Genomic DNA, 10,008 nt, shown 5'->3' with positions numbered 1-10,008 from the left:
TTGCCATGTCACTGAATACTCGTCCTAGAAAGGCGTTAGATTGGCTTACACCATTAGAGAAATTTGCTCAGCTTGTTGATTATCATATGGCTTTTGAAACTGTCGCACCTCATGTTTGAATTCGCCCATCTTTTTGAGTTCTAGTTAATGATTAAATATATTCTTCAACCGTACTGGTCATACGTTTTTTCATTTTGTAAGGCTTGTAATGAGGAACATAACAAGGCTTGCAAACTGCTTCATAGGTTTTGGTATCAGAATGATAATAAAAGCGATCCAGTGGTTCATAGCCATTGCAATGATGGCAATAACGCTCAAAACCCAATGAAGTGAAGATCATCTTCTGCACAAATGCTTGTTTTTTATGTTTTGCTTTAAGTGTAGGTGAGTTTTTGACTTCACAAGAACAGATATAATCTTGGTAGTTATCGAACTCTGGTGCTTCTTGGTGTATGTGAACAAACCGATTTATAACTTTTGGATCAAAAATATTCCATTGTTGGTCATGTTCTGAAAATAGGAAATATCCATCTGCACCTGATGGCATTTCTTTACTGTATTTCGAGTAATGGATAACATGTTTTTCCGTTGGCTCAAAGTCATTCAGGAACATTCTCAAGGTATTGAGGTTCGGGAATTGGACTTTCATTAACTGTGCTTGAGTCACCAGATTGGATCTTGATTCGTAGTTCACCAGAACCATAATTTTACGGCTTTTGTCGATTCTGCCGATGATGTAATTATAGATATGATCAGACATTGTATTTTCTCCTATTCTATAGAGATCCATGTTAAGAACATGGATCATTCCCAAAAAATGCAATGAGATCGTTGCTCTGGTAGCTAAACTGCAATTCGGTGTAGTCCATTTTCAGTGTGCTATCTAAGTACGGTGTAATGTCGAGTTGCACGAATGAATCAATAAATTCACTTTCTGCGCCATACGCATCTATTGAGCCTTTGAACAGCTCCAGTACATTGCATGTTACATAGTCGCCAATTTCTGATTTATGTGTCTTACATGATGGTAGTAGTGCCAAGTCATTCAGGATCACTTGAACATGAGTGCCATCATATGAGCCTTGATATAGGCTGTAATATTTTTCAGGATTCAAGATACATTCAAGAACTAAATCAAAGTTGTTGCTGTAAGAGTTACGCGTAGCGACATATACACTTTCTGCTACTGGCTTTTCGACTTTGGTGAGTGTGATTGAGTCTGAATGCTCATGAGCGAACAAAATAGGGTCGTCTACGTCTTGTTCTTCATCTGGCTCAATGTCCATTAACGCCAAGCGTCTATCTTTGGTTTCTTGGTCGAGAATTTCCCAACCATCGATAGATAAAGTACCGCCATCAGCAAGTTGAATGAGAACAGGGGTTTCTTTGTCCTGATCCGTATTGTCCAGAATGGTGAAGATCCCTAGTAATCGAACCCATGAAGTGATTAACTGGCAAATGGGTAGGTTTTCATTAATTTCATGGCGATTCTTGCAAGACTCGCTAAACATCGCCAGATTTTCAGGGTGATTAATATCAATATAGACATTGTGCAAAACAGCATCAGCACTGGTGTTGTTTGGTGCTTCGTAGCTCAATTCAATCAATAAGTATTTTTTAGACATGATCAATATTCCTTAGTACAAAACTTCAGTGCCAACAACGCAATCCAAAAACTTACCTTGCAGATCAAATACTAAAAATTGTTGCAGTTCTTTTTGTGTCGAGTGGATGTTAAAAACAGGCACAATCAAGCTGTCTTTTTCAAATAGGTTATGGTTGTTAATGACGAAATCATGAGCTGAATAGCAATGACCTTGCAGATATACACCGCAACGCATCAGCTTATCTAAATCAAAAGATTGAGAGATGTAGTGAACATCTTCTGGTGCATATTCACTGGCAATATCTCGGCTATATGCAAGATTGACTTGCTTGACCAAGCTTTGTTGAAAAAAGTCGCTGTCATGCACTTCTGAACGTGCGATGTCAGTAACAACTAAAATGGGTTGTGTTTCCCAAAAAATGCTGAGTAATTGATTAAAATCAAGATGTTCAGGGAATTGAACTTTTGAAGTAATCACGCCCCAATCATCAAGGGTTAAAGATAGAAAGTTTCCGTAATGATCACGCGGAATAACCGTTAATACATTAAGGTCTTGATGCAATTCTTCGTTATACGAAAAATCAGCAAGGGAATGACCTGTATTTAATTCAGGATTCACAATAATGTTTAATGTTTTAGAACGGTTTGTAAAAAAATCAAGTACGCTTTTCATATCTTCAACTCCAAGTTTTAAGCAATTGCTTAGGTATGAATTAATTATATCTGTGAAATATCCCTTAAAAACTTTTCTCAAATTACTTATGGAACTGGCAATGAAAAATTTCAATATTTTTTTAATCAATTAAAAAACATCGTATACGTCATTAAATCTAATGGCATAAAAAAAGAGGGTAGACCTTTATTGGATCTCCCTCTATTTGTTTAATGGTTTCTTATGACAGGTTGTTTTTAAAGTACTCAATCAGTCTTAAATAAACAGTGTTCGCCATAAAATGTGAGCTATGCAGCGCATTAAAATCTGCGACATCTTCAAAACATTCAGTCAGTAATGCACTGGCGAAACCTTTATTCCATGTATTGAACTTTTCCAGTTCTGCATCTGACAGCAAATCATATTGAATCATGTCATTAATGGCTTGGTGTTGTAAATTTATCGCCACATCCATGACTTCGCCCTCAATCAATGCATGAGAATCATCAGGACTGAATCTAAATGATTCGTGAGCGTCTGCGATGGCTTGAACCTGTAACGGTGCATTGACTTCAATGCAGTAGGCTTGTGACTTATGTTGGTGAAATAAAACGACATCCAGTTCAATGTTAAAAATAAACTGCGGATCTGCTTTGGTTGCTAAGCCAATCACATTGATGACGCAACTTGGTAAACCGTCATACGCTTGGGTGAAGCTTTGTAGCAAGTGGCGCACATTAGCAGTACCAGTATTAAATTTTTGTAGTTGCATTGTCGTATCTCCAAGTTTTAAGCAATGAGCTTTGATGTATTCATTATATCGGTGCATGTGGCCTGTATAACTTTTCAGTAAAAGTATTTCGGCTGATAGGCTCATGATTTCAAGTTATTTTTAATCAATTAAAAACACCGTTTACGGCCATCATCTTATGAAAGGAATAAGCTATGGGTGCTTATTCCTGGTGGGTGTGATTAGTGCGGTTCTACGTCATACGTGTTTTCATTTTCTTTAAGTCTGGCTTTTTCACGCTTCAGTCTTAAACGCTCTTGATGTTCCCTGTACAGGTTGGTGAGTTGACCGACTGGCAAATGTAGAAACTTTAGATCAATGTTTCTTACCCAGCTATTAACAGCAAACTTTTTGCTTTTTTTAACGTCTGGTATTTCGTAATGATCACCCTTGATTGCGCCTTTTACGGCATTTAACACGAGATCCGCGGTAGCTTCATTCCAGCACTTGAATAATTTAATGCCTTTAAACGCCTTATATTTAGCTGGTACTTTTTCACTGTACTTAAACAGCTCTCCAGTAGATGTCACGGCGATAAACCAGTCACAACGGACAAGCTTCATCGTTTCTATACGTTTTAATTCGTTTTTTTCTCTTTGTTGTTCTATTGCTTGCATATTTGCAAAGCCGAATAGGTCAAGGTTGTCAATTTTCATAGTAGCCATTTGCATTTTTAATACCTCTCAATGAACGTTCGGATCTCAAAAAACCTAGCATTGGTTGGTCAATGCTAGGTGTTGTGTTTATTGGTCTTCAGGCATCATAAAAGTAATGATAGGCTCACCATTCACGCCAGGCCCAACCGTAGCAATATTGGTGATTAAGGTGTCAGAAAAGGTATGCGGTGTATCTTGTAGAGCATATTTAAACTTAACGCTTTGGTCATTAAGTGCAACTGAACCACGAACGCTCATGTTCAACATATCAAAGATGGTATATCCCATTAAATCATTGATTTTTTCAGCATCAGCTTCCGTACCATTCGGAAAAATTGCTTTTGCAGCTGTCAGGTGCTTGTTATACAAGTTGCTTGTAATATAAACAGGGAACTTATAGAACTGTTTGCAATCTTTGGCATGTTCTTCTTTATCGCTAAGGCAAAGAATCACGCCCTCTTCTAAAGCGTCTTGTAAAGAAAAAACAGTGATGACTTCAGCACCAGCGAAAAAATTATTCATAATAGCTACTCCAAGTTTTAAGCAATTGCTTTTGATGTTTTAATTATAATAAATCCATAAACCTTAAAACTTTTTTTTAAAAAAAGATAGTATTTATTCAGGTTTAATAATTATAATTAATATAGCTTTTAATATATATTTGAGGTTTTAGGTGGTACTAACAGGAACAATTAAAAATTATAATATTGAGCGTGGTTTTGGTTTTATATCCACGAGTAATTTTGGTGATGTATTTTTCCATATTAAGGATTTTCAGAAAGGTGAACAGCCAATACCAGGTCGAGAGGTTTATTTCGAGGTAGTTAAAAAAGAAAATAAAAATAGGGCAATCCATGTTTACTATTCCGACCATGAACAAACGCAAGACAAGCAAAAACCATTGCCAATATATCTATGGATAATTTTTATTAGCATAGCTATTGGGGTGGCATATCTAGGTAGCATTCAATTAAAGAAATATCTATATAAAGATAATCAAACTACAAATGCTATATATCAAAAGCCAGTAGCCTATAAATGCGATGGTCGTAAGCATTGCTCTCAAATGCGATCTAAAGAAGAAGCTGATTGGTTTGTGAAAAACTGCCCAGATACCATGATGGATGGTGACGGCGATGGCGATGCCTGTGAAAATGATTCAAGGTGGTAGTTGTATAGTTTCAGACAATAAAAAATGAGCTATTAATACTTAATTAATAACTCATTCCTTAGGTTGATTTTAGATTTCTGCCAGTGTTTTACCGTCTTGTAATTCATTAATCTGCGCCAGTGTGACAGCTTGAGCGTCATATTCTTCTGTCACATACGATACAATTTCTTCTATTGAGCATTCACCAACTACACCCCAAAGCGTAAAATTGGTATGGGTTTTTTCATTCCAGATCTGCTCAACTTGTTCTAGATCCAGATGTCCAATACTCACCAAAAGGTCATAAGCCAATGCCCAATTTTCGTAACGGCTGACAGATTCATCAATGATAGGATCATCAGACATTAAATAGGTCATCATTGCCTTAGCTTTACAGAACTTTTGCATTGTTTCGTTTAAAGTTGTCATAAACATCATCTCATATTGATTGGTTTAAAATCATTTTATGCTGACAGGTGGTGTCAAAAACTTATTCAAAAACAAAATTATTCCAAACCATTTTTAATCAATTAAAAAACATCGCTTGCGGTTTTCATCCTAAAAAGGTGCCAAATGGCACCCTAATTTACAGCGATCCACAACCCTCCTTGTTGAATGCGCCTGGTGGAACCGTCCAGTTATCCGTGAACACTGGTAGGTAATAACTTTCAATTTTGGACTGTACCAGTGCTTCCATATCCTGAATGTCGAATGGCTCAATGCGATTGCTCAGACTGACGACATCGATCTTTGAGCGACTGATCGTACAGTCAAACTTTTGTTCATAACCAGCGATCAGCTGAGCGCGTTCAGGGTAGTAGGTGCTGATGGTTGACCAGATTTTAGGACTGTTGAAGATACAGGTCATGCATGAGCTACGGCCCCAACCTAAGCGATATGGCACTGGTGGCGTAACCTTGTACTTCTCCAGTAACGCCCATACTTGCTCTTCAGTGAAGTGAAGCACGTTCTTCCACCAGTCAACGCGTCTTGCTTTCTTACCGCTTCTACGGTCGCATGGGTGCGGTTCTAGCTGGTTGTACTTACTGCGGTTTGGTGACTCTTCACGGCGTTCACCAGTGATAAAACAAATGTTCTTGCCGTCAAAACGTTCTTGGTTGTTCAATGCTCTGCGTCCGACATCGATCTTTAACGCTGAAGAACACCAGCGCGTCATGAGGCTGGCTGCTTGTTGTGGGAACTTCAAGCGTGTGCCTGGTTTACTGCGGTTGTTATCGCGTTCAAGCTTAATTAAGCCCTCTGGTGTTTCTACGAAGTGGGGTTTTGAGTAGCTGTTTTCTTTGAGCATTTCGCCAAGGAAACCGCCCTCGAGCCAACTGAAGTACAATGGTGTGTCGAATGCCTGAGCGAATGCTTTGGTATAGTTTTCCATGAACACCCAATCCATGAACGGCTGGTTTTCTTCATCAATTTTGTGGTGCCAAAGCTCAATTTTGCTTTTATCTACTCCAGCATCCAGTAAGCGTAAATACGCTGCAATCGAATCCTTACCGCCACTTAAGCAGACAATAAAAATGTCATAGATACTTAGATCGATGTCTGGTGCTTCATGAAAAACATGCTCAGCCAGTTCTTTGTTTAGATCGGTACCAGACAGCAACTCCAGTTGCCCGGCTATTGTGGGGATGATGACTTGATCATCGTACTTATGCGCTGTATTCATTCGACTTACTCCAGATTTAAGGCTTTGTGCCTTGCTTGCTATGGATTAAGTATAGAGGGGTGTACCAGGGGAAAACTTTTCTCAAAATTTAAAAATATCGAGATATTTTAATCAAATAAAATCCATCGTAAGCGGTTATAACGCCTAGCAAAACGGCATTGCGCCGTTTCGGTGGTTACTTATATTTTTGGATGATGCGTTCAATAAATCGAATCATTGTGTCCTTATCAATTTTGGCCTGGTCGTAATTGTCATAGCTAAACATCACCAAAGCATCTTCCTGAGTGATGCCAAAAAACTCACGTACTGCTTTCCACTGGTAAACGACTGGTACAGTGACAACAGGCGCATCTTTTAGCTCTTCATTGCTGAGTATTTTTTCATACATGAAGATTGGCCCAACAGAACCATGAAAATTGAAACCTAGATTTTGGAAATACTCGACAGACGTAGCCCAACCAATCAGGCATCCTACAATATTTTTATCTAACAATTCTTCAGTGGTGAAACCTGAAAAGAAATCGGTGTGTTGTTCTGTATGGCTTGCGTCATAATCACGCCAAATGTCGAAATCAAAGCTTTCATCAGGAATGACCTCGATCACTAGCTCAATCAGCTTTTCTAAACGCTCAACGGTCGTTGCTTTGTTCATATCTGCTCCAAGTTTTAGGCGGTGTGCCAAAAGGGGTAGCGGTACATACTGGCGCACGTACCGCTGTTGGACTTACAAATCCAGTTGAATTAAGAACAGTGGTAAAGGTGCATCACTGTCTTGTGTAATGAGCATAGGCAAGAAGAAACTAAATCCCTCAAAAAACACGCCCATGTCGTAATCATCTTGAAAATAAAAGGGCTGTGAAGTGATACTGACATTCTCAATAGCACTAATTAGTGCCTCGATGTTGGTATGTTTTGCTGTATCGATCACATACACACGAAAACCGGCTTCTGTGGTGTTCGGTATCTGTTGTACTTGCTGTGGCAAGTAAAAGCCAAGTTCGTTGATGGCACTGACGAATTGCGGATTTTCAATTTTCATGGGTAGGTTTCCTTATTGAACTACTTTTGCGTTATTTAAATTTTGCAATGCGATATGCGTTAAACGTTGATTAATGATTTCGTCATACGGCGAAATGAAATCCTCTTGCCAGTTATGCATGAGATATTCGATCGGGTATGTTTCCAGATATTCTTCTAATGCTTCATTCGGCTTAGGAACGAAAGCTAATGGCTCTTTAATGTTGTAATTGCTGGCGATGTATTCCAGTGGATCACAATCACCTGGTACGTTGACCGTAGCAATAAACTCAAGATAAGCACCATCGGGGAAAAACTTATTGAAGCAATCAACCACAACAGATATTTCACGGACTTCATCATCATTTAAAGTGAACTCACGGACTTCTTTATCCAGTGCAACAATTGAGCTAGATAACAAATGGTCAAGGTCTTGTGGACGGATGTTTACACGATCAATAACATGGTTGATATGATCAATAATCTCGTCTTTGATTGGGTCTTCAAAAGCGTAGTTGCTCTCAAAAATAATATGATCGACATCTTCATAATTGAGTCCAAAAAACTCACGTACTGCTTCAGAACCGCGATAAACAACATTTGTTTTGAGTTCTTCATAAGTGAATGGCTCACCAGTATTCGCACGGAATGGCGCATAAAGGGGAACGCCGTCAAACAACATGAAGTTAAGTCTTCTAAAAGTAGCATCAGCTGTCGCCCAACCCATGACGCAACAATCAGCATCACTAAGTAAAAGCTGAGCAAAAGTCACATTTTCGGTTTTTGAATCCGTGCGCCATTTGTCCAGATCAAAACGTTCATGTGGTACTTGCTTAATAATATTTTTTAAATGATTTAGCTTATCTAGTTGATGCATTAGAGGACTCCAAGTTTTAAGCAATTGCTTTCGATAGAGTCATTTTATTTAAAAAATACTAATGAATAACTTTATTGGAATTAATTAACCGACCTAAAACACGTAAAGGATATTTAAAATATTTTAATCAATTAAAATCATCGTATACGTTTTAAGCCATGCTTAGACAGCGTATATACCGGTCTATTTTTCTAATGCAAAAAAAAGAGTACTTAAGTTCGGACTTAAATACTCTTAATGAGTTGGGGCATTATTCCCGATTGGCTAAGTTGAAAAATAGTGAATACATTGCATTCTTAAATAACCAAAAGGTGAGGGGATTATCCGCTTCATCTTTAGACTGGTGGCGAATGATATTCCAGTTGAAATACTTTTCTGAATAGCCCATGTGAGTGACATAAGCAAAATTACGAACGTCATTTTCTGAAACGTATTGGAATGCTTGTTTAAGCTCATTTTGGGTGTTTTGTTCGCCGTCATGGTCAAAAGCATCAGCTTCTAAGATAAGTTCGCGCATGCCGACCATAGCAAGGTATATGACTGCTTCAAAGTCATAGTTCATCATGCGTAGGAAGTGTTTTTTCAAAAAGGCTTCGTCAATGTGTTCAACTTCTTTGTAATTTTTAAGTGCGCTTAGACCATGCACACCAAAGATATATTTAAGTACACGAAATTGAGCGCATAACGGCAAGTTTTCACCCTCCACATGTGAGCAAAGGGCGGTGTAGCGGTTCATGTCGATGACTGAGCTTAGAGATTGTTTTAAAGCGCCTAATAGCATTGTTATATCCTTTTTCGGGTTTTGTTTATTGTATGGTGTACGGTTAAGCAAGAAATGTGTTAACTAAATGAGTTGTGTCATGGTGTTGAGATAACTTTTCGGCATCCATGTCGTTATGTTCTTCATAGATAGTTTTTAAGGTTTTGATGGTTTCATGCATCAAGGTTTCATGATGCTCAGTATTGAATTTGAACTTGTGGCACTCTTTAGCAAGGGATACACGAACTTTGAATTTTTCTAAAAATTCGATGGTTTTATTGGTGGTGTCGCTTTCACATCCAAAGTAACAAACATTATCAATATGCAATGTGGTTGTTTTCAGCATTAATGGATTTTTATCAAACACAAAATAAGCAAAAATGCAGTTTTCACGACTGTTGTAAGTAATGTAAGACTTCTCAACATTAATTGCGTCCACTGATTTAAACCAAACAACGCCATCGTCATAGGTTTCAGCATGGCTTGAGAAAAGCATATAAATTAAGGTGTCGATAATTTCTGCGGTGCTGTTGCCGATAATTAAATGATTCAGACTTGAATCACTTCCGTTTGTAAATTGGTATTGAGCGACCACTTTATTTGCAAATTGATGTGCTGCGTTATTCATTATTCATCTCCAAGTTTCGGACAATATTTTCCTAAGGTTTTATTTTAATCTGAGTCACTTCATTAGGGTCTGTTGACATTTCAAGTATAGAATTTACCCGATAAAGGTAGCCAAATAAATATACAAGCTAATGCAACTGCACCCTCATAGCTACACTTTAACTTATCATATCGTGTTGCTATTCCTCT

13 protein-coding genes and 4 pseudogenes are annotated in these 10,008 nt (G+C 38.0%); 3 read left to right on the top strand and 14 right to left on the bottom strand.

The features are described 5' to 3' along the window. Positions 1-119: pseudogene (locus tag DYI81_RS17190) on the top strand (IS30 family transposase); the annotation flags it as partial. Between the two features lie 32 nt (positions 120-151). Here the strand turns inward: DYI81_RS17190 and DYI81_RS17185 are convergent. The 6 genes from DYI81_RS17185 to DYI81_RS17160 form a co-directional block, all read right to left on the bottom strand. Next, positions 152-760, bottom strand: a complete 609-nt coding sequence (locus DYI81_RS17185) for a hypothetical protein (RefSeq protein ID WP_024160765.1) — start codon at positions 758-760, stop codon at positions 152-154. Positions 761-791: 31 nt separating this feature from the next. Continuing rightward, positions 792-1,625: a hypothetical protein gene (locus DYI81_RS17180; protein ID WP_024160764.1), complete on the bottom strand. Its 834-nt coding sequence runs from the start codon at positions 1,623-1,625 to the stop codon at positions 792-794. 12 nt (positions 1,626-1,637) lie between these two features. Next, a complete protein-coding gene (locus DYI81_RS17175; RefSeq protein WP_033917500.1) occupies positions 1,638-2,279 on the bottom strand; it encodes a hypothetical protein in 642 nt (213 codons plus the stop codon). Between the two features lie 220 nt (positions 2,280-2,499). Next, positions 2,500-3,030 (bottom strand): hypothetical protein, encoded by a 531-nt coding sequence (locus DYI81_RS17170; RefSeq protein ID WP_005028543.1) that lies wholly within the window; start codon positions 3,028-3,030, stop codon positions 2,500-2,502. Between the two features lie 200 nt (positions 3,031-3,230). Then, positions 3,231-3,719 carry a hypothetical protein gene (locus DYI81_RS17165; protein WP_005006043.1) on the bottom strand — a complete coding sequence of 163 codons (489 nt, stop codon included), beginning with the start codon at positions 3,717-3,719 and terminating at the stop codon, positions 3,231-3,233. A 72-nt stretch (positions 3,720-3,791) separates the two neighbouring features. Continuing rightward, the gene (locus DYI81_RS17160) at positions 3,792-4,226 is read right to left on the bottom strand and encodes a DUF6573 family protein (RefSeq protein ID WP_005006045.1); all 435 of its coding nucleotides are present in this window, start codon (positions 4,224-4,226) and stop codon (positions 3,792-3,794) included. Positions 4,227-4,377: 151 nt separating this feature from the next. On the opposite strand from DYI81_RS17160, the pseudogene DYI81_RS18285 reads away from it, so the two are divergent. Then, positions 4,378-4,554 (top strand): annotated as a pseudogene (locus tag DYI81_RS18285) (cold shock domain-containing protein); the annotation flags it as partial. A gap of 183 nt (positions 4,555-4,737) precedes the next feature. After that, a pseudogene (locus DYI81_RS18280) lies at positions 4,738-4,875 on the top strand (excalibur calcium-binding domain-containing protein); the annotation flags it as partial. Between the two features lie 69 nt (positions 4,876-4,944). Here the strand turns inward: DYI81_RS18280 and DYI81_RS17150 are convergent. The 8 genes and pseudogenes from DYI81_RS17150 to DYI81_RS17115 all read right to left on the bottom strand — a co-directional run. Further along, complete coding sequence (locus DYI81_RS17150) at positions 4,945-5,283, bottom strand: hypothetical protein (RefSeq protein ID WP_005006049.1); 339 nt, start codon at positions 5,281-5,283, stop codon at positions 4,945-4,947. A 157-nt stretch (positions 5,284-5,440) separates the two neighbouring features. Next, a complete protein-coding gene (locus DYI81_RS17145; RefSeq protein ID WP_005028536.1) occupies positions 5,441-6,538 on the bottom strand; it encodes a phosphohydrolase in 1,098 nt (365 codons plus the stop codon). A gap of 175 nt (positions 6,539-6,713) precedes the next feature. Continuing rightward, positions 6,714-7,190: a hypothetical protein gene (locus DYI81_RS17140; RefSeq protein WP_005006052.1), complete on the bottom strand. Its 477-nt coding sequence runs from the start codon at positions 7,188-7,190 to the stop codon at positions 6,714-6,716. A 72-nt stretch (positions 7,191-7,262) separates the two neighbouring features. Then, positions 7,263-7,577 (bottom strand): hypothetical protein, encoded by a 315-nt coding sequence (locus DYI81_RS17135; protein ID WP_005006055.1) that lies wholly within the window; start codon positions 7,575-7,577, stop codon positions 7,263-7,265. 12 nt (positions 7,578-7,589) lie between these two features. Further along, on the bottom strand, positions 7,590-8,432 hold the full coding sequence (locus tag DYI81_RS17130; RefSeq protein WP_005006057.1) for a hypothetical protein: 843 nt from the start codon (positions 8,430-8,432) through the stop codon (positions 7,590-7,592). A gap of 250 nt (positions 8,433-8,682) precedes the next feature. Further along, positions 8,683-9,213, bottom strand: coding sequence for a hypothetical protein (locus DYI81_RS17125; protein WP_005006061.1), 531 nt, complete (start codon positions 9,211-9,213; stop codon positions 8,683-8,685). Positions 9,214-9,256: 43 nt separating this feature from the next. Next, complete coding sequence (locus DYI81_RS17120; RefSeq protein ID WP_005006063.1) at positions 9,257-9,820, bottom strand: hypothetical protein; 564 nt, start codon at positions 9,818-9,820, stop codon at positions 9,257-9,259. A gap of 80 nt (positions 9,821-9,900) precedes the next feature. Continuing rightward, positions 9,901-10,008 (bottom strand): annotated as a pseudogene (locus DYI81_RS17115) (IS5/IS1182 family transposase); the annotation flags it as partial.

The sequence above is a fragment of the Acinetobacter sp. SWAC5 genome (assembly GCF_003419885.1).
Classification (GTDB): domain Bacteria; phylum Pseudomonadota; class Gammaproteobacteria; order Pseudomonadales; family Moraxellaceae; genus Acinetobacter; species Acinetobacter cumulans.
Note: the sequence above shows the minus strand (reverse complement) of the source record. Positions and strands in the feature narration are given on the sequence as shown.

Excerpts from the sequence above, each read along its gene's own strand:
- DYI81_RS17135 (WP_005006055.1), bottom strand. The coding sequence starts at position 7,577 with ATGAAAATTGAAAATCCGCAATTCGTCAGTGCCATCAACGAACTTGGC.
- DYI81_RS17130 (WP_005006057.1), bottom strand. The coding sequence starts at position 8,432 with ATGCATCAACTAGATAAGCTAAATCATTTAAAAAATATTATTAAGCAA.
- DYI81_RS17120 (WP_005006063.1), bottom strand. The coding sequence starts at position 9,820 with ATGAATAACGCAGCACATCAATTTGCAAATAAAGTGGTCGCTCAATAC.
- DYI81_RS17140 (WP_005006052.1), bottom strand. The coding sequence starts at position 7,190 with ATGAACAAAGCAACGACCGTTGAGCGTTTAGAAAAGCTGATTGAGCTA.
- DYI81_RS17180 (WP_024160764.1), bottom strand. The coding sequence starts at position 1,625 with ATGTCTAAAAAATACTTATTGATTGAATTGAGCTACGAAGCACCAAAC.
- DYI81_RS17175 (WP_033917500.1), bottom strand. The coding sequence starts at position 2,279 with ATGAAAAGCGTACTTGATTTTTTTACAAACCGTTCTAAAACATTAAAC.
- DYI81_RS17170 (WP_005028543.1), bottom strand. The coding sequence starts at position 3,030 with ATGCAACTACAAAAATTTAATACTGGTACTGCTAATGTGCGCCACTTG.
- DYI81_RS17145 (WP_005028536.1), bottom strand. The coding sequence starts at position 6,538 with ATGAATACAGCGCATAAGTACGATGATCAAGTCATCATCCCCACAATA.
- DYI81_RS17160 (WP_005006045.1), bottom strand. The coding sequence starts at position 4,226 with ATGAATAATTTTTTCGCTGGTGCTGAAGTCATCACTGTTTTTTCTTTA.
- DYI81_RS17150 (WP_005006049.1), bottom strand. The coding sequence starts at position 5,283 with ATGACAACTTTAAACGAAACAATGCAAAAGTTCTGTAAAGCTAAGGCA.
- DYI81_RS17125 (WP_005006061.1), bottom strand. The coding sequence starts at position 9,213 with ATGCTATTAGGCGCTTTAAAACAATCTCTAAGCTCAGTCATCGACATG.
- DYI81_RS17165 (WP_005006043.1), bottom strand. The coding sequence starts at position 3,719 with ATGCAAATGGCTACTATGAAAATTGACAACCTTGACCTATTCGGCTTT.
- DYI81_RS17185 (WP_024160765.1), bottom strand. The coding sequence starts at position 760 with ATGTCTGATCATATCTATAATTACATCATCGGCAGAATCGACAAAAGC.